Annotated in this window: 23 protein-coding genes; 6 read left to right on the top strand and 17 right to left on the bottom strand. The window is 42.8% G+C overall.

Annotated features, from left to right (window positions below):
* From QUA20_RS02755 to QUA20_RS02785, 7 genes are all read right to left on the bottom strand, one after another.
* Complete coding sequence (locus tag QUA20_RS02755; protein WP_333185188.1) at positions 1 to 1,782, bottom strand: DUF3696 domain-containing protein; 1,782 nt, start codon at positions 1,780 to 1,782, stop codon at positions 1 to 3.
* A 32-nt stretch (positions 1,783 to 1,814) separates the two neighbouring features.
* Positions 1,815 to 3,071: a restriction endonuclease subunit S gene (locus QUA20_RS02760; protein WP_333185190.1), complete on the bottom strand. Its 1,257-nt coding sequence runs from the start codon at positions 3,069 to 3,071 to the stop codon at positions 1,815 to 1,817.
* Positions 3,068 to 4,723 (bottom strand): class I SAM-dependent DNA methyltransferase, encoded by a 1,656-nt coding sequence (locus tag QUA20_RS02765; protein WP_333185192.1) that lies wholly within the window; start codon positions 4,721 to 4,723, stop codon positions 3,068 to 3,070. Before QUA20_RS02765 ends, QUA20_RS02760 begins: the two co-directional genes overlap by 4 nt.
* A 7-nt stretch (positions 4,724 to 4,730) precedes the next feature.
* Complete coding sequence (locus tag QUA20_RS02770) at positions 4,731 to 6,956, bottom strand: DEAD/DEAH box helicase family protein (RefSeq protein ID WP_333185249.1); 2,226 nt, start codon at positions 6,954 to 6,956, stop codon at positions 4,731 to 4,733.
* A gap of 185 nt (positions 6,957 to 7,141) precedes the next feature.
* On the bottom strand, positions 7,142 to 7,315 hold the full coding sequence (locus tag QUA20_RS02775; protein WP_333185193.1) for a hypothetical protein: 174 nt from the start codon (positions 7,313 to 7,315) through the stop codon (positions 7,142 to 7,144).
* Positions 7,316 to 7,391: 76 nt separating this feature from the next.
* Positions 7,392 to 7,556 (bottom strand): hypothetical protein, encoded by a 165-nt coding sequence (locus QUA20_RS02780; protein ID WP_333185195.1) that lies wholly within the window; start codon positions 7,554 to 7,556, stop codon positions 7,392 to 7,394.
* A gap of 221 nt (positions 7,557 to 7,777) precedes the next feature.
* A complete protein-coding gene (locus tag QUA20_RS02785; RefSeq protein ID WP_333185197.1) occupies positions 7,778 to 8,077 on the bottom strand; it encodes a hypothetical protein in 300 nt (99 codons plus the stop codon).
* 236 nt (positions 8,078 to 8,313) lie between these two features.
* Here QUA20_RS02785 and QUA20_RS02790 point away from each other — a divergent pair, with 236 nt between their 5' ends.
* Entirely contained in the window at positions 8,314 to 8,949 is a 636-nt protein-coding gene (locus QUA20_RS02790) for a hypothetical protein (protein WP_333185199.1), read from the top strand.
* Between the two features lie 360 nt (positions 8,950 to 9,309).
* Here QUA20_RS02790 and QUA20_RS02795 read toward each other — a convergent pair whose 3' ends face one another.
* From QUA20_RS02795 to QUA20_RS02815, 5 genes are all read right to left on the bottom strand, one after another.
* Positions 9,310 to 9,525, bottom strand: coding sequence for a hypothetical protein (locus QUA20_RS02795; RefSeq protein WP_333178684.1), 216 nt, complete (start codon positions 9,523 to 9,525; stop codon positions 9,310 to 9,312).
* A gap of 287 nt (positions 9,526 to 9,812) precedes the next feature.
* Positions 9,813 to 10,313 (bottom strand): thermonuclease family protein, encoded by a 501-nt coding sequence (locus QUA20_RS02800; protein WP_333185201.1) that lies wholly within the window; start codon positions 10,311 to 10,313, stop codon positions 9,813 to 9,815.
* 107 nt (positions 10,314 to 10,420) lie between these two features.
* Positions 10,421 to 11,464, bottom strand: a complete 1,044-nt coding sequence (locus QUA20_RS02805; RefSeq protein ID WP_333185203.1) for a tetratricopeptide repeat protein — start codon at positions 11,462 to 11,464, stop codon at positions 10,421 to 10,423.
* Positions 11,465 to 11,545: 81 nt separating this feature from the next.
* Positions 11,546 to 12,217, bottom strand: coding sequence for a leucine-rich repeat domain-containing protein (locus QUA20_RS02810; protein WP_333185204.1), 672 nt, complete (start codon positions 12,215 to 12,217; stop codon positions 11,546 to 11,548).
* Between the two features lie 244 nt (positions 12,218 to 12,461).
* Entirely contained in the window at positions 12,462 to 13,160 is a 699-nt protein-coding gene (locus QUA20_RS02815) for a thermonuclease family protein (RefSeq protein ID WP_333185206.1), read from the bottom strand.
* 456 nt (positions 13,161 to 13,616) lie between these two features.
* Between QUA20_RS02815 and QUA20_RS02820 the strand changes: the two genes are divergently transcribed.
* Complete coding sequence (locus QUA20_RS02820) at positions 13,617 to 13,745, top strand: hypothetical protein (protein WP_333185207.1); 129 nt, start codon at positions 13,617 to 13,619, stop codon at positions 13,743 to 13,745.
* 129 nt (positions 13,746 to 13,874) lie between these two features.
* Here QUA20_RS02820 and QUA20_RS02825 read toward each other — a convergent pair whose 3' ends face one another.
* The 5 genes from QUA20_RS02825 to QUA20_RS02845 all read right to left on the bottom strand — a co-directional run bounded on the left by QUA20_RS02825 (position 13,875) and on the right by QUA20_RS02845 (position 20,153).
* Positions 13,875 to 14,174 carry a hypothetical protein gene (locus QUA20_RS02825; protein ID WP_333185209.1) on the bottom strand — a complete coding sequence of 100 codons (300 nt, stop codon included), beginning with the start codon at positions 14,172 to 14,174 and terminating at the stop codon, positions 13,875 to 13,877.
* Between the two features lie 819 nt (positions 14,175 to 14,993).
* Entirely contained in the window at positions 14,994 to 16,439 is a 1,446-nt protein-coding gene (tnpC, locus tag QUA20_RS02830; RefSeq protein WP_333185210.1) for an IS66 family transposase, read from the bottom strand.
* A gap of 1,227 nt (positions 16,440 to 17,666) precedes the next feature.
* The gene (locus QUA20_RS02835) at positions 17,667 to 17,828 is read right to left on the bottom strand and encodes a hypothetical protein (protein ID WP_333185212.1); all 162 of its coding nucleotides are present in this window, start codon (positions 17,826 to 17,828) and stop codon (positions 17,667 to 17,669) included.
* Between the two features lie 327 nt (positions 17,829 to 18,155).
* A complete protein-coding gene (locus QUA20_RS02840) occupies positions 18,156 to 18,290 on the bottom strand; it encodes a hypothetical protein (RefSeq protein ID WP_333185214.1) in 135 nt (44 codons plus the stop codon).
* A gap of 681 nt (positions 18,291 to 18,971) precedes the next feature.
* Positions 18,972 to 20,153 carry a WYL domain-containing protein gene (locus QUA20_RS02845; protein WP_333185216.1) on the bottom strand — a complete coding sequence of 394 codons (1,182 nt, stop codon included), beginning with the start codon at positions 20,151 to 20,153 and terminating at the stop codon, positions 18,972 to 18,974.
* A gap of 348 nt (positions 20,154 to 20,501) precedes the next feature.
* On the opposite strand from QUA20_RS02845, the gene QUA20_RS02850 reads away from it, so the two are divergent.
* Genes QUA20_RS02850 through QUA20_RS02865 form a run of 4 tightly spaced genes read left to right on the top strand, consistent with a single transcriptional unit; the run spans position 20,502 to position 24,809 of the window.
* Positions 20,502 to 22,292, top strand: coding sequence for a Cas10/Cmr2 second palm domain-containing protein (locus tag QUA20_RS02850; RefSeq protein WP_333185218.1), 1,791 nt, complete (start codon positions 20,502 to 20,504; stop codon positions 22,290 to 22,292).
* Positions 22,277 to 23,467 carry a type III-B CRISPR module-associated Cmr3 family protein gene (locus QUA20_RS02855; RefSeq protein WP_333185219.1) on the top strand — a complete coding sequence of 397 codons (1,191 nt, stop codon included), beginning with the start codon at positions 22,277 to 22,279 and terminating at the stop codon, positions 23,465 to 23,467. Before QUA20_RS02850 ends, QUA20_RS02855 begins: the two co-directional genes overlap by 16 nt.
* Positions 23,467 to 24,438, top strand: a complete 972-nt coding sequence (locus QUA20_RS02860) for an RAMP superfamily CRISPR-associated protein (protein ID WP_333185221.1) — start codon at positions 23,467 to 23,469, stop codon at positions 24,436 to 24,438. Before QUA20_RS02855 ends, QUA20_RS02860 begins: the two co-directional genes overlap by 1 nt.
* A gap of 2 nt (positions 24,439 to 24,440) precedes the next feature.
* Complete coding sequence (locus QUA20_RS02865) at positions 24,441 to 24,809, top strand: hypothetical protein (RefSeq protein ID WP_333185223.1); 369 nt, start codon at positions 24,441 to 24,443, stop codon at positions 24,807 to 24,809.
* Positions 24,810 to 24,826: the final 17 nt, after the last annotated feature.

Raw genomic sequence — 24,826 nt, forward strand, 5'->3', positions numbered from 1 at the left:
TTAGGGAAATATCTCCTTTAATCTCTCTTCAAAAAAACCGTCTGGCCATAGCTCCAGAAGTTCACCACATTCATTTAAGGGTATTTCTCGCACTATACTCTGTTTTCTAAGAGGCTCTATATAAAGTACAGAAATATCTTCAGGTGTTATTGGTGGAATTCCTTGGGGTAGTTCTTCATTAAAAGTTTCCCGCATCCTCCGCATAATGCGAAGAAGCAAATTTTCACTATGGGTTTCCACAATTAATGTATTTTTGTTTGCTCCCAAAGCTGACTCAATCAAGACATCTCCAAGTTCAGCTTGAAGCTTTGGATGTAGGTGAATTTCAGGCTGTTCTATGGCTATTAAAGCATTAGAAAAGCTATAACAATAAACGAGAATAGGAATTATCTGACTAATGCCAATTCCTACATCGCGGTGACTAACTGGTATTTGTATCCGGGTGTCTAAAAGCACCAAATCAGGAAACTTCTCGGTGCTGCTTTCTGTAATTTCTTCACTCCATTTCTCAGAATCTTCGTCAACATCGGTAAGCGTTGAAACAAGTTCACGAATTTCAACAATTAGATTATCTACATTATAAGACCCTGTACCAATATCTCCCCATTCACTCTCCAATTCAGTAGTTAGCCGCTCTAGTTCTTGCTGAATATTATTGCCAAATCCAGACACATAAAGCATTAATTTGGCTGTTAGGTCGTGATAACCTTTTTCTAAAAATCGTGACAAATTACCAGCAATTTGAGAGCTAGGCAATAAATTTCGCACTGCAAATTGATAATGGGTTTTCATCTTGTTATCCCCTAACCAATCGTTAACTTTCTGGAGTATCAGAGGGTTGGAGAGAAGAATATCCCAGGCACGCCCACCACCTGCGTTCCAGTTTGCATCCTGTTGCCGATTAGAAGCAAAGTGACGCGGTGGATAAGACCGAAATGGTCCCAAATATCGTAAACGTATCATTTCGCGTTCTACGCCCTCTTTTATTCCTCTAATCAAATCTTGCAAGAGGTGAGGTAGCGAAAAACGTATCTGCTCGGCAAGAGGCTGCTCGCTCAGTAAAGACGAGTAATCTGAGACAATTTCTACTGGCTTCCCATTAACTAATATGCCTTCTGGAAGTAGGCAAGAAACTTTAGCTGTAATATTGGGAACTAAATCATATATTACCTGTTTAATTAGAGGCTCAGACTCAGGGGAGATTGTGAGTGGAATTGCATCAAAAAAGTGTTTAATTAGGGGGTGTGTGTAGTCAAGACTATCGAGTCTCAATATACCATCTTGGCGCAGACTCATAATAAGCACTTTTTGCCCATCTGCCTCAAGTGAAAAAGATTCCACCCGCACCTGTTGATTTTTGTCTATCTCCCGATCAAAATCCCCAAAAAGAGTTAGCTGATCACTGGTGAATCCTGTCCCGATAGTAATTCCGACTGTCAACAGATGCACTGACTTTAGGATATGGGAAAGTGGCTCGCTCACTTGTAGGTGTTTTCTGTCTAATTCTACTGCCCACTCTACACACTGTCGTCGATCATGTTTATAAACATATTGCCCAAAGCCACCTAAATCAACCGCCTCACCGCCTATATTAGTGCGGTAAACATCTAACTCTCCGGTTTCAATGCCGTGACTTGCCAGCAAAAGACTGTGAATAATACTGGATTTGCCGGCACTGTTGGGACCGTAAATAAGAGTCAACGGTCGGATCGGAACGCGCTGGAGTTCAGCAAAAGCTTTGAAATTACCTAGTCGGATAGCAGTTAGGGCATTGTTAGTCATAGTTTGTATCATAGTATAAATTGTTAATATTTCTAGCTGGTCTTAGCTGAGAGGATTTTTGCTTGTTCTTCCATTTCTGCAAGCAGTTCTTTTATATGCGCTTCTCGCCATTTGGCTGTAAGTTCACCAGAAAAAGCACGTTGGAGAAGAACATTTAATAATGTTTCTAGTTTTTCTTTTGTTCTACTAATACCAGCTAAACTTGCTCTACACTTTGTAACTGCTATCTGGAATTTCTTCAACTGTTCCGGAGAGGAAATTAAAATTGGCAGATTTAGTAATTCATCGGTATCAAATTTTCTTGTGCCATGTCCTGCTGTACCCACTTGGGATAATATTTTACGGCTAGATGCTTTTAAGGCAGCGTGTAGATATGTTGAATCAATATCATTACAACTAGGATAAAGTGCTTTCATATCTTGATTAATTGTTAATCTAGTAGCTGCTAATGCAATAGGAATAGTATGCGCCAGAATCATACCTCTAACTACAATTAAGATTGCACCAGGTTCTACATATTTTATATTCGTTTCTTCTATCGCTTTTTGAGAGATATGATCAATAGAATCAAAAATAATATCTTGTTTCATATCTTTGGCAGATACCCAAGGAATATCACCATCCCAATAATCTGGATTTTTTTTCGAGGGTGTTCCCCCACTCTGAATATTTACTAAACTTCCTAGAGGTTTAGTATTAGCATCTGTCCAAGTTGCCGGATCACCAAACATTTTGATGAATAGCGCAGACAAAATTCGCTCTGCTTTTGCATCAGCCTCAACCCGCATTCTTCGCAGTGCATCAGCTTGATCTAGAATCTCGACTATTCGGCGTTGTTCAGACAGTGGAGGAAGAGAAATTTGTGTACTTTTAATAATTTGTTGACTAATGTTTGGTTGTGCGCCCCCAAATCTTCGAGATAAAAGTTCTGATAATTTAGAACGTAACACATACCATAAAAATTGAGGAATAGCTATTTGTGGATTAGGTAAAATATGGCATATAGCCTGATTAGTTGTAGCTTCAACACCTAAAATTGAGGTTTGACCAACAGTTGCTCCGTACATAGCAACTAAAATTGCTCCAGATGGAATAAGTTTGGCACTACTTTCAACTAAAGCTGCATCAGTGATATATTCCTCTGTCTCAGTAATTACGTCTTTTTTTAATTCCCCTGATTTTATCCAAGGAATGTGACCTCCATAATATCTATCAGATTTGGATCTTAATGGAGTTCCACCGCTTCCTGTTTTACAAAAATCGGATATGGGTACAATAGGCCACTTCATGAAACTGCCTCCACATCACGAAGCAGCTTTTCTAAACTGGATGCAATACCTTTTTCAATTTCCAACACTTCTCGAATCAAATCAACCGGATCATCATCAGAAACAACCTCAGTTACCCGTGGCTTATAACGCCCAGCCGCTAAATTATAATCATTTTCAGCAATAGTCTCCAAAGATGCCCACCAACATTGGGGTTCATCACTTCCAGACTTTAACAACTCCCCTTTTTCAAAACCTGGAGGCTGCATAAAACCCGATTCCCGATAAACCTTCCACTGCTTTAATAAATTAGGAATATCATTAAGTTCTGGCGTTTCTGGCCTACCACCCCCAGAAATCTTATCAGGATCGTAACCATCATTTTTTACTTCATAGAACCAAACTTGATTCACCTGACGTACCGCAGACTCCAAAGGATTGCGAATTACCAACACCGCCGTTTTCACCCCCGTATATGGCTTAAACACCCCCGCAGGTAAAGAAACTACCGCTAATACATCGTATTCTGTCACCAATTTTTTCCGCAAATCCACATGAGCGCCCGTAGAACCAAACAGTAACCCTTCTGGCACAACCACCGCACACATTCCACCCGCTACCAAAGATTTCATGATTGCAGCTAAAAACAGCAATTCACTTTTTTTGGAATTTGTCGGTAAATCCCCACGAATAGAATCTTTCGGTAACGTTCCCGCAAAAGGAGGATTATCAAACATTACTTTATAGCGACGACGCAAATCATCTTCTGTCAGTCCTCCCATATCTGACAAAACATTTGCTACTTTTAATTTGGCGTTGCGAATTCCATGCAGTACCAAATTCATCATCGAAATTCGCATCATTTGCCGGGAAACATCAAAGCCATAAATTGACTCTTCCAAAAGTTTCCAGTCAGGTAATCTATCCCCATTTCCCTTGCGATAAGTTTGAAGATTGGGAATTTGTTGTTTTGCTTCTGCTAAACTTAATCCTTTTTTTTCTAGCCAATCTTCACCATAAATCGGTACTTCTATCGGATTTTCACTATATTTAGCTAATATATATTCAATACTATCAATTAAAAATCCTGCCGTTCCACAAGCCAAATCGCAAATAGTATCCCCCAAATCAGGATCAACCATTTCCACCATAAACGCCCGTATTTGTCGGGGAGTACGGAATTGACCATTAAGCGCAGATTGACCTAAATGGGTTAATAAATACTCAAAAATATCACCTTTGACATCCTGACCCATTTTCAATAATTCTAAAGTATCGAGTTCATCAACTACCAACTTGAGAACATTGGGATCATTAATTTCTAAAACCGCATCGCGGAAATATTCTGCCACTTTTGGCTCATCTTTCACCAAAGAATTTGCCATATAGGGGAAAACTTCATCCCGCAGAAAATCCCGCAGTTCAGTACCACTTTTGAAACGCCATTTCGACCAGCGATAACGTTCTGCTTGCTGAGGAAATAGTAATTTAGCATTATTACTATTACTACCTGTAAGACGGGCGCGTAATTCCCGATTTGCTTCTTCTTCATCCAACAACTTCAGGTATATCAGATAAGAAATCTGCTCAATGTAGGTGACAGGATTTGTTACCCCACCAGCCCATAAAGTATCAGTAATATGTTTGAGTTTGCAACGAATTTCTTGATCCATGTTGTTTTTAGCCCTCTGTACCTGTAGCATCCACCGCGAACACAGAACGGTTTAATTCATCAAAAACATCCCGTAATCCCTGCTCACCAAACAGTTCTATACCTAAACCAGCAGCATTGAGAACTGAAAGGGGTGGCAAGAATAGATCATCTATGGTTATCTGTCCTTTGGCAATACCCCGATTTTTTAATAATGAGAGATACTGAGCTTGGGCAGGTGCGAAAGAGTGAGAAACTAACCAAGCTCTAAAGTTTTCTTCTAGTAATTCTTCCTGGCTTTTCAGCTTTAATATTCCCAATGCAGCCCGAATAAAATCAATCAAACTGCCATTATAATTGCGGTAAGCTCGCCGCAAGTTTTCTTCATTAAAGTAATATCGGGGTGTATTCAAACGCCGCACGAGTTCCGTTTCTTCTGTTTCTGTCAACAATTCTCCATCCCGTATTTTCTGGAGTGTTGGATCATTAGTTACAGCAGATTGAATAGTTTGCTCCCAGTTAGTGAGATAATCCCGCTTATCAACCCGTTCCCCTTCTGTACCTACTTCTACATAACTGACATATTGCTGCCATCTATCCCTTAGTCCTAATTCAATTAATTCTGAACGCGAACGGGATTGTTGGGGTTTGCTTTTATTTGATACGTGACCTCTACCAGTTTCAGCATAAATATCAGTATCACTATCATTAAAATATTCGTGATTTCCGAAAAAATCATAAATCACAAATTTCTGTTTATCAATATGTGGCGCAGTTCTTGTCCCCCGTCCACGAATCTGCTGATAAAGAATCGGACTTCGCACAGTGCGACACATCACTAAATGCAAAACTTCTCGACAGTCAAAGCCAGTATTTAGCATATCAACACTGACCGCAACTTGTGGATAATCCTCATATTTGAACTGGCGAATTAAGTCATCAGCATTAGCAACATCACTGGTAATTACTTCAGCGTAACGCCCCTTACATTCTGGATGTAACTCGTTCAGATATCTGGTTAACCGTGCTGCATGATTTTTTGTCAAAGCAAATACTATTGATTTACCAGGTCCAATCTTTTGTCCTGGTGCTAATTCTTGGTAATTCTCCCAAGCCAGTCTATCAAATTCATCCATCATTAGGCGGTTACTCGCCTCATTCGTCCATTTGCGTTCAAAGGCGGCTGGGTCATAATAAACATCATCAACTTCAGCGCCTTCGGCAATAATTTCAGTGATGCCAGTAGCGAACCGATAGGGAACAAGATACTTTTGTTCAAATGCTGTTTGAATAGAGTAAGTAAAATCTGGCTGCTCATTGCGGCAGTTGTAAAAATCAAAAGTATTACGTTCAATATAGGCTGCTGGTGTGGCAGTTAATCCAATATGGAAGGCATCAAAATGAGTAAGTGCCGTTTGCCAAACCCCATAAATTGAACGATGACATTCATCAGCTACAACCACATCAAAATAGCCGCTAGTAAACTCCTGATAACGGCTAATCATGGTTTGGAGCAGGCAAACTGTAATTTGCTGCTCTTGACGGATTACACTTGGTTTGAGCCAGTAGCTACCATACTGATTTAAAACATCTTGAATTGCTTCTAATGCCTGTTTTGCTAATTGTTCTCTATCTACTAAAAACAGGATTTTTTCAGCATATCCCGATTGAATTAGACGTTTTAGTTGCAAGCAAATTAAATCTGTTTTACCTGTTCCTGTAGGCAATTCGAGTAAAAATCGCCGTTTGCCCAATTCAACGGCATGATCCATAGCTTGCATAGTTTGCTTTTGATAAGGGCGGACGAAGCGAGTTTCTCCCTGTCGAGTGTAATATTCAGGAATTTCAACAGTAGCAAGGGGTTGACGAGTTGAGCGCATTTCCACTAATCGCTCTAAATCCCGCCGTGAGAAAAAAGAATTAACAATCCGGGCATCATCGTTTTGATAGTCCCAGAAATAAATTAGTTCACCATTACTGAGAAAAATAAACGGTGCTTGCAACTTTTGGGCGTAGGGAAGTGCTTGATTTTTAGCGACATAAGGCTCAATAGCCCGTTTCTTAGCTTCAACGACTGCCAAGGGACGACCCCTTTGATCAAGCAGTAGATAATCGGCTCTACCTCTCCCACCATCTGCCATTTGAGCCGAAACCTCAGTCATTACCTGAGATTTATCAGCCGGATTCCATCCTGCTTGGCGGAGAAGATCATCAATATTAATCCGTGCGTCTGTCTCTTTGCTAAAGTTGCTCATCAAATCACCCCTGTCTTACCAAAATTAGCACAAAGTCCTCAGATTAAATACCTTTTCTGCTTTATTCCGCAAGATTTAGCTGGTTTCCAAATTTAGTGCCAACTTTTGATCGCAGCACTTACCTTCATCTCAAGAGACGATCATCATTACTCAGAAACACTTTCACTAGCTTGAAGCATTAGCACTCAACTCATCTGTTGTCCAAAACTACTGAGATTCTCTCGCAAGCGTTGATGAATGCGATCGCTCCAAAACGGTACAACAGGCAAACCCTGATTAATCGTTTTCAACGCCAAACCACTGTCAAAGCTTACCAAACATCGCCGCTTTAAATCCAATAACAGCATAAACCGTTTCATCTGCTCTTCTAACACAGACGGCTGAAACAGCTACGACTCAATAGCTGTGAGAGTTTCCAGTATTTCCTGACATAGCTCAAAACTCTAACCCATAGACAGCATAATATTCCATCACAGTCAGCGCCAACAAGTCCATTGGCGAATAATAGATATTTCGATCCTCAGCACTCTTGATCCCACATTCCGCACCCTTCACTGTCACAATCGGTTTTTGCGGAATTTTGTGAACCCGACTGGTCATTTTTTATACACACAAGTGGGAAATTGGACTTGCGCTCGCCAATTCAATTTAGCCAAACTCCGAAAATTCGTAGTGTGACAGTGAAGGGTGCGGAATGTGGGTTAGATCAGCGCTGCAAGCCATTTACCTCAAATTGGCTTGCTGATTTAGCTGAAATTCTTGCTAAACAAGGCTTTCAGCTCTGTTCGCAAGTTTCTGCACAATTGCTACTCAAACTTCTCTCACTGCTCTGCTTCAGGTTTAGGTTCCTTCGGTTTTTTCTCAAAGACTTGGATATTTGGGTCTGATAGCACAAAGCCGTTAGAGGTTGATTCACCCATCTTGCCACCGATAGCAGCCACCCACATGGGATAGTTGGCAGCAGCATCCTCAAGCTTCTTCCATATTTTTGGCTTAACAGTAACGGACACTACCCGACCGTCACAGTCAAGCTCAAAGGTTTTCCAGTTGTCTTTGTTAGTCTCTACGTTGGTAGGAAGTTCGTTAATTTTGATGATAAGTTCAAGTTTGCCAATTGTCATAGGTAGTTTCGTTAGTTTAATTCGTTGCTTTTCTGGTACTTTGTCAGCTTTGTTATATTCTCCAGCCTAGGGGTTGAAACCGCTACAGATTCATCAGGATAATCTAATCTTTCCATCTACAACTCGAAACTGCTACGGCAAGGTCAGGATATAATAAATAACTTGTTGCGCTAGCAGGTTTTTTGTGCTGGCAACTGGTTGATAAAAGAAAGAAAGCAACACCGAAGGTTGGTAAAATGGATGAAGTCGTCAAGAAAGTAGCTGCCTTGGGTTTACCAGGTATCATCCTGGTAGTAACGATGGCTGCGACAGGTTTAACAGGAGCGGCTGCAATCACAGCAGCTCTAGCATTTCTAGGTGGCCCGGCAGGAATGCTCGGAGGTATTGCCGTACTAGGTTTGACGGGATTGATTGCAGATGCTCTGACCAAAGTAGGGTTAGAGGACTTGCTAACAGCAATTTATTGCCAAAGGCGCTTATCGGAGCCACACGGGAAACTTTTAGATGAGATTGAGCAATTATCCTTGTTTGATGGCGATATCAAAGAAAGGCTCAAGCAAACAGTGACAGATGGATGTGGCCCTTCAGCAGCCAGCGCTGCAAACATTTCAGATGTTACTAGGGAGGCTCGCGCCATTTTAGAAGCTGTCCCAGGAATGACACCAGCACACCACAGGGATTTTAACAGTTCCAATCCGATTATCAGACTTAGGGATGGAACAGCGGTTAGGACTTGGAAAAACCCCCTCGGCGTTGACCACATTTTTTTAGCCGATCGCGATGGCAAAATGATTTACGGTGGCTTCGTAGGCTGGATTCACAGCGAGGGGTTGAATCAAGCGCTCTCGCAAATGAGAAGACGCTTGACATAAAGTAGATAGGATAGAAAGCATATTGTAAATAAAAGTTAAGTTTTCCAAACCACTACCATGCCCTTATTAAGAGCTAAGGGTCATCTAGCAGAAACTTCAAGACTAAATCACTGAGAATTTACTAGCGGTTGCCACTTCAGATACATCAGAGTATAATGTTTGACATCAGCAAAAACTGTTAGAAATATAGCACTCGCTGTTGTCCAAAAAGTAAGCACTGTATATCAAACCAGCACTCATAAATATCTAAAATTCTGATAGTCGTCTTGGCAGGCTTTTTTTACGCCTCACCGCAAAAGCCTCCCACACTTCTTTGAACTCAGAACTCGATCGCTCCCAAATCGATCTGTGACCATCGCTCTAAATCTTGCCTTCAAACCTCTGATGCCAGAGGATATACCCCGACACGGTAATAACCAGAGTGATGCCTCCTCCTACCCAAGCCAGCATAGGATTGTAACCGCTACGGCTGAGGGTCTGCATCCATAGATGGGTGCGATCGGAGGATATTAACCAATCTGCGACGACCGGAAAAAGATACATCAAAGATGCACCAACGATAAGCCAGCCCACCATAGAGGCGACCAGAAAGATAGTTTTGGCTGTAGATTGGCTACCCATGAGCAATTGCGGTAAAGAACTAACTTTGAGATTAGCAAAGGATGTCTTATGTCAGCACAGGTATAGCCCGAGACAGTGGGCGATGCAAGCGTGAAACTGTAGAATTGATTTGAAGCGAAAGGTAAAGGGCGTTGCTGATTTAGGGTATGAAGGGCTAAATATGCAAGTCATAGAAACCAGTATCGACAAAGCTTAGGGATATTTTCAACTTATTTTTTTCATACCCTGATTAAGCAATGCCTTTATTTACACTGATTTTTTCTATAGTTCCAAGGTGGACAAGGATTATTTTTACTCCATAGTCCTATTCGCTGCTGTTGGGCGGTAGTCTGAGCTTGACGCAATTCTTGAGCTATATTGATACATCTACCAATACCAATGTAATGTTCATAGACCCATGCTTGCCCTTCTTTCACCAATTGTAAATTAATATTTTTATTACCGAAAACTACCAAAACTACCAATATTTTGTCTCCATATAGGTTTTTATATACAGGTTGAACTTTGATTGATGTACCTTTTGGAAGTAGTGCGTTAAGGCGATTAGATGCCTCTTTTCCACCTTCTTGATTTCTTTCAGGCGTGTCAATGCAAGCTAACCTTACTGTTATATTTTGACCGTTGCTGCTGCGAATCGTGAGGGTGTCGCCGTCGCTGACGCTGACTACTTGGGCATTAATTTGAGTGTTTGTTATCTGAGAAACCTGAGCAGTAATTGTTGGGGCGATCGGTACGATGAACATCAGTTACTAGATTTTGTGTAGTATTTGCTCGATTCTTAATTGCTGATTTTGCTGTGGGTTGCCTGTTTTTTTGCAGTGCTATCTTATTTCTCGCTATGCGTTGCTCTCTAGGGATTGACAGCGCGTTTCCTGGCTTCTGATGCTTTGACATCATAACCAGCGTTAGGATTAGCTTGGTGCAGTTGCATTAACAGGTCGATGTAAAATTCGTAGTAGTCCTGTGTTGTGGCAAGGTATGAGCTGCGACTTTCTGGGGTGGCTATTTTACTGCGGAGATTTTCAATTAATTTGAGAGAGGCTTCAATATCAGTGAGAGCTTCGGTAAAATTGCCTAGCGAGCGTTTGACAAAAGCCATGCTGGAAAGGGTAACAGCTTCTCCACCGCGATCGTCTACTGCCCGTCTCAAGGGAAGGGACTGGTTGTAATAGTCTAGCGCTTTCTGTTTCTCTCCCAAATCTGAGTAGACTCTGCCGATGTTGTTCAGGATGGTGGCTTCACCACGCTGATCCTTGATTGCCCGTTTCAGGAGAAGCGATTGGCTGTAATATTCTAGCGCTTTCTGTTTTTCTCCCAAATCTGAGTAAACTAAGCCAATGCTGTTAAGAGCAACGGCTTCCCAGTGAGGACTGCCTACTGCCCGAAACAGCGACAGGGACTGGTTGTAATAATCTAGCGCTTTTTGTTTTTCTCCCAAATTTAAGTAGATTCCGCCGATGTTGTAGAGGGTGGTAGCTTCCCCACCGCGATCATTAAGGGTTCGTTTCAGGGGAAGGGACTGGCTGTAATACTCTAGCGCTTTTTGGTGTTCTCCCAAATCTAAATAGGCTCCACCTATGTTGTGGAGGGTGAGGGCTTCTCGACTGCGATTGCCCGCTTTTCGATACAGTTTTAATGCTTCTTCATATTTGACGATCGCACCTCTTAAAGCTTCCACTGTTCCTTGTTCGTAGAGTTTCTCGGCTTCTTCATATACTTTCTGGGCAGCCTCCTTACTGTTAGTTTGTGCTATTTGTACAGCCTTACCAACGGGTACGGTTGCTGCCACTGGCTGACTTAACTGAACCGAAAGTGCGATCGACATACCGACCAAAAACCATTGAGTGCGATCGAACATAGCCACCCTTTTTGTATTTGCTTCAATCTTAATCACTAGCCTGCTTAGTGTAAAGTCAGGAAAAAGTCAGGGCGATTGACCTCTTCCCCACAATCAAAAGTTGGCTTCGTTGAATTCTTAGGTATTGTTGGGATTGTGGGTTTGGAAGTAGAAGTCGAGAATGGTACGCAAATCGCCTGGCTCGTGGAATCTTTCGCCTTGGAGGATTTCGGGAGGAATCGGGAGCGGATTTCCCCGCAAGTCGAGTTTTTCCAGTTTTTCCATGTCACGAATCACCTCTGGGATGGAGGTAATTTGATTGCCACTGAGGTTAAGCCCTCTCAGATTCGACAGTTGCCCAAGCGCCTCTGGGATAGAAGTAATCTGATTGTCACTGATGCCAAGGAATATCAGATTCGACAGTTGCCCGAGCGCCTCTGGAATGGAAGTAATCTGATTGTCACTGAGGTAAAGGACTGTCAGATTGGACAGTTGTCCGAGCGCCTCTGGGATAGAAGTAATCTGATTTCTAGGGACAAAAAGCTGTTTCAAACTCGACCATTGTCCGAGCACCTCTGGGATTTGGGTAATTTGATTGTCACTGAGGTGAAGCTCAGTCAGATTGGGGAGTTGCCCGATCGTTTCTGGGATGCAGGTAATCTGATTGTCACCGAGGAAAAGCCGTGTCAGATGCGTACAGTTGACAATTTCCGGTGGCAATTCTTTCAGCTTCAGCCACGACAAATCCAGGTGCATCAATTTTTTATTGCTAACTCGCTCAATTCGTTGCAGTGCTTCCTCTCGCGTCATGCCCTTTGTCTCTGGGTAGTATTTATTTTAGTGTGACAATTAAATCTAGCCTATTAGAAAAAATGGCAAGAATCAGGATACGGCATCAAGAGAACACACTAATACCATTTGCCAAAAAATAATCTGGTAATAAATATGTTCTAGGTAAGGAGCCTATCCTTGTTCACCGAAGAACTGCTACCGTTTCATCAATATCTAACAGTTTCCCGCCTATCCTCACTGTACTCAAAATGGCAGGTTTCCTTTACCTTTCGCAACCTATACCATCTTTGTCGCGATCGAATCTGTGAGGATCTGGCGGTAGTACGCGAAAGCGGCGATGAGGAATGTCGCCACAATTTAAATCCGGTGGTGCAGGTGGGATGCACACGTCGGGGTAACTTGGGTCACAATTAGTTTGTTGAGCTGGTGCAGGTCTTTGTGGAATTGGTGCAGGTTTTTGTGCAGCAGCGGGTTTTACTGCACACTGATTTTTTCTAAAGTTCCAAGGGGGGCAAGGACTATTCTGGCTCCATAGTCCAAGCCGTTGCTGTTGAGCCGAACTCTGAGCTTGCCGCAATTGTTGAGCGCTGGTGCGACAGTTGCTGATGTACTCCTCGTAGACCCAGGCTTGCCCTTCTTGTAGCAACTGCAAATTAATATTTCTGTCACTGAACACGACTCCAACCGTGCGCCCGTACTGGTCTTTGTCCACTGGTAGAACTTTAACTGATGCACCTCTGGGAAGAAGCGCACTAAGGCGATCGGCTGCCTCTTGTCCTCCCGGTTGATTTCTTTCAGGCGTGTCAATGCAAGCTAACCTCACGGTTATGTTTTGCCCGTTAGCGTTGCGGATCGTGAGCGTGTCGCCATCGCCGACGCTAACTACCTGGGCATTAATAGCTTGATTGTTTGGCTGAGAAACCTGAGCCGTAATTGTCGAGACGATCGGTACGATAAACATCACTGCTAGAGTCCGTTAGTGTTTGCTAGGTGCTCAATTGCTGTATTTGCTGCGGTGCTTGGGCGATCGAGTTCTCCCGTTTTTTGCTGCCCAACACTTGGCATTTACCATGGCTTAAGCCGACTCAAAAGTCTGAATATTTGCTTAAACTATAACCAAACACAACAAAATCTAACTTTTACAACTTTAGCAAACTGCTCAAAATCTTTAGCAAACTGCTCAAAATCTGTGCGCGATAGTTGCCGATGGGTCTATCAGTCAAGAAAAATCAACGTAAATCAAGAAAATCAACGTAAATCAAGAAAATCAACGTAAACCAAGAAAAGTCAACGTAAACCAAGAAAACCACAATAAATCAAGGAAAGTCAACGTAAACCAAGAAAATCACAATAAGTCAAGGAAAATCAGCCTAAAGTACGGTTTATCCACGGGCAAACCGGGCATAACGATGGGTGATTGAGTTACCGGATCAAGCCGATCGCCCGTTTTGCAGACAAAGTGACGGATTTTAGATTTTGGATGGGGAATAATCTCGATCGAACCCAGTCCGAGATTTGCCGGGGAGTTGGGGGCGATCGAACTTAAAAGTCAAAATAAGCGCAATTCCGCACCAGCTACCGGGGATTAATCAGGGGCGATCGGCTATGACTTTTCATGACTTTTGATGACTTTTCATAATATGCGATCGCATCAACTTTTAGATGCTGAAACTCTTCAAATTACGCCTTGCCGATGATTGTGTAAGAAACTTATGTTAGTGGCTCTATCCCTGGTAGTCGTAGGAAATATACGCGATCGGATGCGTCGCTGGCTACGATTGTTACTCCATCCGACGTAACGATGCAGCAAAATAAGGCTGAAACTAGCGATCGCCTCCCCACTTTCTAAATCCGCAGAAATAGCCCTATTGCCGTCGCCGGTAATTGCGATCGCATTGATGTAGGCAGTGTGACCCGTCAAGGTTTTAAGTTCTGTACCAGTTGTCAAATCCCACAACTTTAGTGTGTTATCCACCGAGCCACCGTAGTGCAGTCTAAAAAAGTGTACTACGTCCAAGCTGACCCCGACCCTGCCACCTCATCTGTCGCGCTCCTTGGGCTCTGTAACCACCAACAGATTTTCCTGATTTAGTTGCACCCATCGCAAACTCTCTAGCGTCATCGTTTAATTGCCGTCAACGAGTGAAGACAGAAAAACCCGGACTGCCACCTTATAGGCTATCCAGGCTTTTCTATTCCATTAGTTTCCCCAACGAGTGGGGAGATCCGAACCCCCTAATCCTCACCCCGTCGATCGTATGGTTTCCATTCAATTAGTTTCCCCAGCGAGTGGGGAGTAACGATATGTACGCAACTCTAATCAGCAAGGAATCAATCACGTTTCCATTCAATTAGTTTCCCCAACGAGTGGGGAGACGAGTATGTGAATCCCAGTCTAAAAGTGCGATTAGTTTCCATTCAATTAGTTTCCTCAACGAGTGGGGAGGTTTAACCACTTTCTACTCGCGTCTGCATGACCTTGTTTCCATTCAATTAGTTTCCCCAACGAGTGGGGAGACAACTACAACAAAAACAATGACTAACCCCGAAATGTGTTTCCATTCAATTAGTTTCCCCAACGAGTGGGGAGTAGAAAGCTAACAGATTCAGAATTAGAGGATCTTTGGGTTTCCATTCAATTAGTTTCCCCAACGAGTGGGGAGTACAAGACGGTAAACTGATTCCCTTAACTCCTGAAGCGTTTCCATTCAATTAGTTTCCCAACGAGTGGGGAGAACTAAACACCATTCTCAAGGAGAGAGTTCCATGGTTTCCATTCAATTAGTGTAAGGATTCAGGTCTGAAAGAAGGGAATGAGCTCAGGCATAGCCAAGTCACAAGAATGGGCAGAAATAGCCTCACGGAAAAAAGCCATTACTGAACGAGCTTGAAAACGACAGGTTTGGATGACACTGAGAAGATTAGCAGTTTCCTCAAATCGCTTCATCGAACGAGAACCGCCAGAAACTTTCCGTTTCGTTACAGCTAGCCGTAGAGAACGTTCTGCTAAATTATTATCCGGAGGCACCGATGGGTCAGAGAGAAAATACCACCATTGTTGAGCCTTATCTCGTAAGGATTTGAGTAACAAACCTGCTGCATAGCCAACTTGGTTGAACCAAGTGGCCAAAGCTTGATTCAATCGTATTTTGAAATCCTCAGCCCAGGTGTCGTAGGTAAGTTGCTCCTTCGTCTTGCGCCACGACTCATGGGCCCGAAAAGCTTCATCAATTAATGACAGAAATATTTGAGCGACTGCTGCATTATTATTGTTGCCAGGAAGTCCCAGCACTTTCTTGAAATGCCGTCGTAAATGAGCCAGACACTTCTGTTGGGCTGTGATTTGGCAACCATTATAAACGCTGAAATCATCTGAGCTTAAGACTCCCGCAAATTCTTTGCCCAGCATGGTTTCTAATTCCACACGTCCCCTGGTATCTGCGGCATGAAATAAACAGAATCCTTTTCCACTAGCCGTCCACAGCCATTCTTTGACTCCCATCACACACCACGGCGTTTCATCTACATGAACGTTTGATTGAAGAGGTGCCCATTCCCACAGTGCTTTGATAGCTGGCTCTACTGCTGCTGCTACTCGTTGATTGGTTTTTTGGAGTGTTCCTACTCCCACTTCTATCGTGCCGAGTTCCCACAACAATTCAGTCAGCTTGGAGTAGGAAAGATGCCCATAATTCCCCAGCCAGACTAATAGTGCTTGGAGATTAACGCTCAAGTCTTGGCCTGGAACCACTCCCTGATGTGGTTCTCCTCTGACTACTGCACCACATTCTAGGCATTTACACGATTGTGTCTGATATTCGACGACTTCGATTGGTTTGGCGACTAGAGTTGCTACTTGCTGAGAGTGGATGTTAATTACTTGACTTAATTCTGTACTGCCACAATTGAGACAGATGTCGGGTGAGCTAATTTCGGTTCTGTCTACTCGTCCAAACCCTTTGCGGGTTTTTCCCTGATGACCTGGTTGTCCACCTGGTTTCTTTTTTTGGTCTGCTTCTGGTGTGACTGTTGGTTTCTCTGATTTCTGGATCAGATCCGTTGATGGGGGCTTTGATGAAGTCTGACTGGTGGTTCGACTTTTGCCCGTAGCAATGGCTAGTTTTTCTTGTAATTCTTCAATAATTTTTTGCAGCCCCAGTACCATTTCTACCAGTTCAGCTTGGCTCAACTGCTCGATTTCGGTTTTTTTCGGCTCTCTGGTTGCTGGGGGCTTTTTCATTGGTTTATTTTACCAGCTTTTGTCACCGAAGTTTTTTTGACCTGAATCATTACCAATTAGTTTCCCCAACGAGTGGGGAGAGATTTGTGACCTAGCAGATAAAGGGTTCCTTGGAGTTTCCATTCAATTAGTTTCCCCAACGAGTGGGGAGATCCTTTGTTGGAATACTACCGCTTCAGAAGTAGATGAGTTTCCATTCAATTAGTTTCCCCAACGAGTGGGGAGTTCTGATTCACGTCATGGTAACAGTGTGTAGACTACTGGTGTTTCCATTCAATTAGTTTCCCCAACGAGTGGGGAGCAGGCTTTAGCAAACTCTGAACTGAAGATTAATGCGTTTCCATTCAATTAGTTTCCCCAACAAGTGGGGAGTTTATGACCTAATCATTTTTACCTTACTCTTTATCGATGTTTCCATTCAATTAGTTTCCCCAACGAGTGGGGAGAGTAGAAAGCTCTACTAAAGAATACATTGAACAAGCTTTTAAGGGTTTCCATTCAATTAGTTTCCCCAACGAGTGGGGAGATAGGCGGCTATGGTATCGGTTCAAAGAGCCCACTGGGGTGGTTTCCATTCAATTAGTTTCCCCAACGGGTGGGGAGAAGAATTTATCGAAGCGGCGCAGGATATGTGCGCTGAATTGTTTCCATTCAATTAGTTTCCCCAACGAGTGGGGAGTGAACAACCAGCTAAATGTTTATTTAACAGTTGGATGTTTCCATTCAATTTGTTTCCCCAGCGAGTGGGGAGCTTTTTGTTGATTTTCCTATACAATTTTGTAAGGAAAGTTTCCATTCAATTTGTTTCCCCAGCGAGTGGGGAGTGAACAACCAGCTAAATGTTTATTTAACAGTTGGATGTTTCCATTCAATTAGTTTCCCCAGCGAGTGGGGAGGTTTGTATAAAGCAAACTCTCAATATTATAGCAGAGAAGGTTTCCATTCAATTAGTTTCCCCAGCGAGTGGGGACGATATTTGTGCATCCTTCGGTTGCGTTTGCTTATTCTATGTTTCCATTCAATTAGTTTCCCCAGCGAGTGGGGACATGATTATCAATGTTCCCCGGTTTTGCTATACAAAATCAGCGTTTCCATTCAATTAGTTTCCCCAACGAGTGGGGACCTCCGATACATCCCAATCTCAAAAGCCGAACTTTTTGACAAGTTTCCATTCAATTAGTTTCCCCAGCGAGTGGGGAGTGGACATTACCTGTAATAGGAATCATACTAGGTTCGTTTCCATTCAATTAGTTTCCCCAACGAGTGGGGAGTCATTATCAAGGGAGCAAGTCTATCCGCCAAAAGTTTCCATTCAATTAGTTTCCCCAACGAGTGGGGAGACTTTTTTCCAGGGTCGTCAGCCAAAGCTAATGACAGATAGGTTTCCATTCAATTAGTTTCCCCAACGAGTGGGGAGCCGTCCAAAAATTCACGAACTAAACCAGCCGCCAGCGTTTCCATTCAATTAATTTCCCCAGCGAGTGGGGAGAACATTATCACGCAACCAAGCTTTACCACCAATACGTGCAAAACGGGTTTCCATTCAATTAGTTTCCCCAGCGAGTGGGGAGTTCCATTAGTAGGAGATGGATCAGAAGAAGTAATAATTGTGCCTCCGTTTCCATTCAATTAGTTTCCCCAACGAGTGGGGAGGAAAGAAAAAGCGTACTTTATGCACATAGTGTATCAAGAAAAGTTTCCATTCAATTAGTTTCCTCAACGAGTGGGGAGGGGCAACCACTGCCACCGAACGAGCGGGTTAATGCCGCTTAGTTTCCATTCAATTAGTTTCCCCAGCGAGTGGGGAGACTCCGGTTGCTGTAGTTCCAATACCTGTTGTAGAGTTTCCATTCAATTAGTTTCCCCAGCGAGTGGGGAGACTTTTATCCCTTTCTTTGAATCTTGTGCAACAAAAGTTTCCATTCAATTAGTTTCCCCAGCGAGTGGGGAGCCTATTTCTCTTGGTTTAAGACATCTGAGGATAATTCAGTGTTTCCATTCAATTAGTTTCCCCAGCGAGTGGGGAGAGTTCGCCACAGAGGCTATACCCAGAGCGGGATTCAGCCATCAAATCGACGCACCGCTAAAATATAGCACAGCTAAACGACAAAAAGCATCGAACTATCAGCCTCAAACTCAATCCCTGCAAAGCATCGACGCACCTCAACCAAACTGTAAGGGTTACACGAACCAAGCGAGGTGCGTCGATATTGGCTAGATTAGTCTTCTAAACTCAATAGTGTTTTCCGGTCTAAGACTTTAGCTGGTAGATAGAGGCATCCTGAAATGGCATCCTATGTCGGCTCTAGGTCTGATTAACTGGTACGATCGTCTAGCCACAACAAGAAACTAATATCAGCCAACCGTCGCCCATTGCTAGAATATAAATGTGTCGTTACTAAGACTGCTGCGCTATCAGTTTTGCTGATTTCATCGGTGTATTGTCTGGCAACGGTCGCTGTTTGTTGACGTGAGAGTGTTACCTACAAGGGATTATACAATTCTTAGCAATGATTTGTTGTTTAACTCACGTTAGCTGTACCGATCGGCTAAATCTCTGGCTGCTTGTCGGTGTTTTTCTACCAAACTCGGCGGGGAAAGCACTTGTACGTTTTCCATATGTTTGTTCACCCAAAGGCTGAATTCGTTTAAAGAGCGATCGGGCAAATCGATCTGATAATCCACATAAAGCAGATTGCCAAAACTATCCCTCGGCCCTTCCTTAATCTTTTTTTGTCGCGGATGCCGCCGATCGCCCTCTAGAATAAATCCCACTACCTTCTCAAAAAACCGCACCTTCACTTTTTCCAACTTCAGCGTACCCTGTAATTCAGCCTGTTGTTGCTCTGGCTTGCCCAAGAACAGCCCCCAACCATTTTTTAACAATTTGTGAGCTATTTTCAAACGCTGTTGCTGTGAGGCTAAACCACGCGCTTCTACATCGAGAATTTTGCAGTAGTCGGTAAAGCGATTCACCCGTTCTACGCTTAAGTGTCCGTTGTCGCAAGATTCGCAAATCAGGTACCAGGCGATGTCGTGATAAATCAGTTGCAGAGGCCAGATTCGCCGGAAACCGAGATGGCTTTTACCGTAATAATTGCTTTGGCGGTAAAGTTCGATCGCCTGACCCCGAACGATGGCTGTTTCTACGATGTCTAGTTTGTGAAATAGGGTATTCCGATATTCTTGGCGATCGAGCATTTCTACAGGATCGGTGTAAATTATCGCACGATTCAGGTATTCGCGAACCGGATAGAACAATTGACCTTTGAGTTCGATATCTAATCCGCGCAACCGTTTCGTGAGTTTTTCACAAATTTGGCGGGCTTGAGGATTTCCTTGATATTTGGCTTGAGATGCTATCGCTTGAAATGCGAATAGTAGTTCGTCTCGATTCATTGCACCGGTGCCGAGATAATAGCCGAAGCGATACATTCGTTTGTCAAGGATTCCGTAGTGGCGCAAAGTTTCTAAATCTTTGCGAATGGTAGGAGTTGCGGGATAGTTTTCTGGAAACTCGATGTTGCCGGATTCGGCGGCAACTTTCTGTAATTGAGATTGAACTTCTAGCAAGGCATCGTGATACTTACTGTCGGATGCTTCGGTGTCAGAGTGTCCGACACCCGGATGGTTTACCAATGTGGCGATGAGGAGCATGATGCGATCGAACGTTAGTTTGTCGGCATAGGGGTGAGGGGTTGGTTTTTTTGCCATAATGGGTGAATGGGGGCAACCGGGGTAAAAGTCAAGGAAAAGACAATATTGACACAAAAATATAGAAAAACCTCAAAGCCGTTATTTAGAGAGCTGTAGGTTTTCCAAGACATTTGATACATATTGTAAATTGCGAGACTCGAAGCTGGCTCGGCTGATATATTGAGTTGAGTCGGGGAAGTAATATCCAGAGGAAGACCCTCGCCAGCTTTGATGAAAATTGGAGGCAGAGTCTCCTGATTTGCGTCGCCAGACTCTGCCTAGTAAGGAGTATATAAATAAATAAGTCGATCGCGCTTTACGTTGAAAAATTCACTTAGTTAGTCTTATAGTCAGGAAAACAGACAAATGTCACCAAAATTTGAACCTATGTCTGCATATACCGCGATCTCGTTTGCACCCGTTCAAGGCTTTATCGAGAAATCCCGGAAACTCCGAGATTTGTATGGAGCATCGCTAATCTTATCTTTTTTGAGTTCTAGGCTCGTACAAAAAGCAGAGCCTTTAGGACTTAAGGTGATTTCGCCTGGATTGCCCGATCACCCAGAGGGAATGCCCAATCGAATTTTAATTAAAGGGAAATTTGAACGTAATGATGTACAAAATACTCTTTTAGAGGAATGGAAAAAGATTTTGCAAATTTGCAGAGTCTGGATAGAAAATAATCTTGACATCCCAAAAGATCAATATTATTGGTCACAAACCGAAGACCAAAAAGGCAAGCAAAAAGGAGAATGGGAACGATGGGAAAGCTACACCTGGGAAATCTTTTGGGGATACGGTACGTCTGTCAAAGATGCAATGGAAGACTTAGAAACTCGTAAGCTGAAACGAGATTGGACAGCTATAAACTGGGTTGGTGAGAGTTCGAGTTTGACTGGAACAGATGCGATCACATGGCATAAATTGGGCAAAGAAGACAAACAACCAGGGCGATCGCTCAATGAAACTGAACAACGGGAACAAAAACGATTTTATCATCGCCTTGCTTGGATTCTAGATAATCCTGGTTCTCGAAATTATAAAGCTAGAGAGCGAACAAAAGTATCTATTCCCTCAGATGAAGGACTGGAAACTTACTTTAATAAAAAAGAGAAAGACAGTAGTGGCAAAGAGGAAAACATCGGTGGCAAATTTATTGCTCCCGGCGAAAGATTGAGTATTCCTGAACTGGTGAAGCGTCTAGTAACGCTACCCTATCTTGCCAAGAAAATTGGAATGAAAGAATTAGATGAAGGCTTCAAGGATATTAATCGTGAAGCCGGATACTGGACAGGCTGGTTTATGGGCGATGGTGATGAAGTTGGAAAAAAACTCAAAGAGCTTGCTACTCGATCTCTAAATAATGAAGAAAATCGGGAACGCGACCTCGAATGCTTCACTGAGTTAATGAGACAGTGGGGTAAAGAATTTAAGGAGAACAAAGACTTATTTTCTCAAGGTAAAGGTCGTGTCATCTATGCTGGTGGTGATGACTTTATCGGAGTGCTTTACAGTGAACAAACTTATAGCCAAGAAAAACCTGAAAAAGTCAAACCGATAGAGGCTTTAAATTGGTTATTAACTCTAGAAGACCGCTGGAACAAGCATCAAAACATAATTAAAATCAAGCAGGAATTTAATCTTGATTTGACCTATAGTGTAGGTTTTGTGTGGGCTGGACATCAGGTTCCACAACGAGACATTTTGCAACATTGTCGGGAAGCCGAGAAACGGGCGAAGAGTTTGGGGCGAAATAGAGTCACGATTCGAGTAGTATTTAACAGCGGTCAATTGATTGAGTGGACTTGTCCTTGGGATTATCTTCATGTGTTGAGAAATTATCGTGATCGGGATGGGAATACAGGAAATCAAGCCAACTGGACTCACATTTATAACGATTGGGCAGAATTGAAAGCGCGTCATGCCGTGTCTTTAAAAGAAACAAAAGAAAACATCAATGCTGACATTGCACTCAGAGTATTCGATTTGTATTTTAAAGATCGCTCTTCCAGAATTGACCGCTTAAAAGCAGTAGATCGAGATTACCTGAAAAATAATTGCAAGCCCATTACCGGGAAAGATTATTCACAGGTGGCATTTATTGAATGGATTGATGGTTTAGTAAAAGTAGGTTGGCAGCTATGTTCAAATACCTAATTAAAATTCAGCCTTTGGGCTTGATGTATGCCAGTGCCGGAGGTTTTTTGTCGCCCGAAAACTTGGTAGGGCGATCGGGTGAAAAGTTTCCACCAGAAGCTGCAACTCTGTCAGGACTTATATTCAGTGCTAATAAACCTGACCCCCAAGCACTAGAAGATTTACGATATAATCTTCGTGTTGCAGGGCCATTCTGGGCAAAATACGAAAAACCTGGTGATGAACAGTCTTTCTACGTTCCAATGCCTCGTCATAAAATCATTGGTGAAAATGAAAATGATTTTGATGAATGGGAAATGAAGTCAGGTAAGTGGCAGCTTGCTTCTGAACCAGATGGAAACGAACAGGATAAAGAATCAGAATCCGATCGTCAGCAGGAAGCTAAAAAAGTAGAACCTGAATATTTTTGGTTACGCATTGATAATTGGGACGAATCACCAGCAAATATTTCATTGGAAAAAGATAAAGGAACCGTGGCAAAAACTCCCTGGAAATTTGTTCCAATTCTGCATCCTAAGATTCAGAACGAACAGCGCAATGTCCTGGGGGAGGATGGGTTGTTCCTGGAATATGCCGTTCAGATGGACGATGATACCTGTTTGATTTATCTCTCGACTCATAAAATAAAACCAGGTTGGTATCAGTTTGGTGGTGAAAACCATATTGTCGAAATTACCTACGTGGAACTCTCTAGTTCTGTGCTAGATAAATTAAACAAACCTATTGAGCGGTCATTTGCATTGATTACTCCTGGTGTTTGGGGTTCCAACAAACTTTCCTATCGTTATCCCAAGCCTCGAAATCCAAAGTATCAACATTATCCAAAACAAGATCACCAGAAATTTCCCCAAAAATGCTCCCAGATGTTAACTGAAAAAGCCGTTCCTTATCGATATCGAATTGGACATGGTGAAACGGTCAATGAGAAACGCAAAACAGGGCGATTGAGTCGTGGACGTTATGCTGTTCCCGCAGGTAGCGTGTATGTGTTTAAAGAACGACTAGATTTGAACTGGTGGCACTTTCCCGATCTTTGGTTTCCAGATGCGAGATCGGCAGAGAAAGCAAAATTACCCGACAAAAAAGGCTTGGATGAAAAAGAACCACTATTCTCATTACTAAAAAATATGGGTTGTGGATTGTGTTTACCTGTAAAAATTGAAGGAGTGGACTAATGTATAACAAAGCCTATGGTGTGATTGAAACGCTTGCTCCTCTGCACGTTGGAGCAACAGCAGGTGAAGAGACTGGCAACTTAAATTTGATTTTTCGAGATCAGTTTACCCAAACCGGCATTGTTCCTGGCAGTTCAATTCGGGGACGGTTGCGATCGGAAATGCGCTCGGAGCGCCAGCAATGGCTGGAAGAAAAAGTGGCAGAAGAATTGAAAAAGAAAGGGGAAACAATTCCTAAAACCTTTAGTTTTAAAAACGCCAAAGGTGAGGAGGAAGAACAGACTAAACTGGAATGGTTACAGAAGAAAGCAGAACAACTGAAACTCAACGTACCGTCTAAAAAAGATGAAAACCTCTGGTATGGGCATGAAGCTGTTAAAGGAAAACCAGATAGCACAACTGAATCGTTAGTAAAATTTGAGTATGCTTCAATCTTGTGGTTGCCAGTATTTTGTCCGGGACAGCCGATTGTTTGGGTGAGTTGTCCTCGGTTACTAAAACGCTACAAGCGTATTGCAGGAGAAACAATTAAGGCTAAAGTACCAGAAAAAGAAGAGCTTTGCATTGGTTCACGAGAATTGGAAAGAAAGAAGCTATTCTTCAATTTTGGTTTTGTAACTATCGATCGCCCCAAGCAAGATTTAACTGAATGGTTTCCCGATCGAAAAGAACGCCCAGCCATTGTAGTTGGGGATGATGAAATCGCCATGATTCACGATATGGCGCTGTACCGTCAAAGTCGAGTTACTCTGGAGAAGGAAGAGAAACGAGTTGAAGAAGGTAAATTTTTCAACACAGAAGCACTTCCTGAAGAAACCATTTTAGTGTTTCCAATTGCTCACAAACCAGATAAAGACGGTAACGAATGGAAGCCGACGATTACGGATATCTATTTAGGCGGATTGGAATCTATTGGATTTGGACACTGTGAGCTAAAAGTAAACTTTCACAGAACACAACAAGGAGTATAACAATGGGCTGGGAACCGTACAAATTAGATAAAGTCGCGCACGATCTAGTAGTAGAGGCACAAAAAAAGCCGCAAGATGTTTTGGGACAAGTCTACAAAATGCGAACCACAGTTGCCTATGGCTTGGAACGCTTTTGGGGAGAACAGCTTCGATTAGAGGATGAAGAAGCAGCCTATTGGAAAGCGACTTGGGACAAATTAGTTGAAATTATGAAACTGGCTGATATCGATATTCCGAATCTAGAAAATCCATCTGCTCAGATTTCTGAGTTATGGAAATTTCCGCAGGACGATCGCAAAGTCACACTAGCTGTTTTAACACAGCTTTGTGACTGCATGGTGTGGTGGACGCAGCGATACAAAAAAGCGTGAACTGGATACAAAAGTGG

This window comes from Microcoleus sp. Pol7_A1 (assembly GCF_036701085.1).
Taxonomy (GTDB): domain Bacteria; phylum Cyanobacteriota; class Cyanobacteriia; order Cyanobacteriales; family Microcoleaceae; genus Microcoleus; species Microcoleus asticus.

Bases quoted from the DNA above. Each gene is read 5' to 3' on its own strand.
- QUA20_RS02855 (WP_333185219.1), top strand. From the start codon at position 22,277: ATGTTCAAATACCTAATTAAAATTCAGCCTTTGGGCTTGATGTATGCC.
- QUA20_RS02860 (WP_333185221.1), top strand. From the start codon at position 23,467: ATGTATAACAAAGCCTATGGTGTGATTGAAACGCTTGCTCCTCTGCAC.
- tnpC (WP_333185210.1), bottom strand. From the start codon at position 16,439: ATGAAAAAGCCCCCAGCAACCAGAGAGCCGAAAAAAACCGAAATCGAG.
- QUA20_RS02760 (WP_333185190.1), bottom strand. From the start codon at position 3,071: ATGAAGTGGCCTATTGTACCCATATCCGATTTTTGTAAAACAGGAAGC.
- QUA20_RS02815 (WP_333185206.1), bottom strand. From the start codon at position 13,160: ATGTTTATCGTACCGATCGTCTCGACAATTACGGCTCAGGTTTCTCAG.
- QUA20_RS02765 (WP_333185192.1), bottom strand. From the start codon at position 4,723: ATGGATCAAGAAATTCGTTGCAAACTCAAACATATTACTGATACTTTA.
- QUA20_RS02755 (WP_333185188.1), bottom strand. From the start codon at position 1,782: ATGACTAACAATGCCCTAACTGCTATCCGACTAGGTAATTTCAAAGCT.
- QUA20_RS02865 (WP_333185223.1), top strand. From the start codon at position 24,441: ATGGGCTGGGAACCGTACAAATTAGATAAAGTCGCGCACGATCTAGTA.
- QUA20_RS02785 (WP_333185197.1), bottom strand. From the start codon at position 8,077: ATGACAATTGGCAAACTTGAACTTATCATCAAAATTAACGAACTTCCT.
- QUA20_RS02780 (WP_333185195.1), bottom strand. From the start codon at position 7,556: ATGACCAGTCGGGTTCACAAAATTCCGCAAAAACCGATTGTGACAGTG.
- QUA20_RS02850 (WP_333185218.1), top strand. From the start codon at position 20,502: ATGTCACCAAAATTTGAACCTATGTCTGCATATACCGCGATCTCGTTT.
- QUA20_RS02775 (WP_333185193.1), bottom strand. From the start codon at position 7,315: ATGAAACGGTTTATGCTGTTATTGGATTTAAAGCGGCGATGTTTGGTA.
- QUA20_RS02790 (WP_333185199.1), top strand. From the start codon at position 8,314: ATGGATGAAGTCGTCAAGAAAGTAGCTGCCTTGGGTTTACCAGGTATC.
- QUA20_RS02795 (WP_333178684.1), bottom strand. From the start codon at position 9,525: ATGGTGGGCTGGCTTATCGTTGGTGCATCTTTGATGTATCTTTTTCCG.
- QUA20_RS02835 (WP_333185212.1), bottom strand. From the start codon at position 17,828: ATGGAAACCTATCTGTCATTAGCTTTGGCTGACGACCCTGGAAAAAAG.
- QUA20_RS02810 (WP_333185204.1), bottom strand. From the start codon at position 12,217: ATGACGCGAGAGGAAGCACTGCAACGAATTGAGCGAGTTAGCAATAAA.
- QUA20_RS02845 (WP_333185216.1), bottom strand. From the start codon at position 20,153: ATGGCAAAAAAACCAACCCCTCACCCCTATGCCGACAAACTAACGTTC.
- QUA20_RS02840 (WP_333185214.1), bottom strand. From the start codon at position 18,290: ATGGAAACTCTACAACAGGTATTGGAACTACAGCAACCGGAGTCTCCC.
- QUA20_RS02770 (WP_333185249.1), bottom strand. From the start codon at position 6,956: ATGAGCAACTTTAGCAAAGAGACAGACGCACGGATTAATATTGATGAT.
- QUA20_RS02800 (WP_333185201.1), bottom strand. From the start codon at position 10,313: ATGTTCATCGTACCGATCGCCCCAACAATTACTGCTCAGGTTTCTCAG.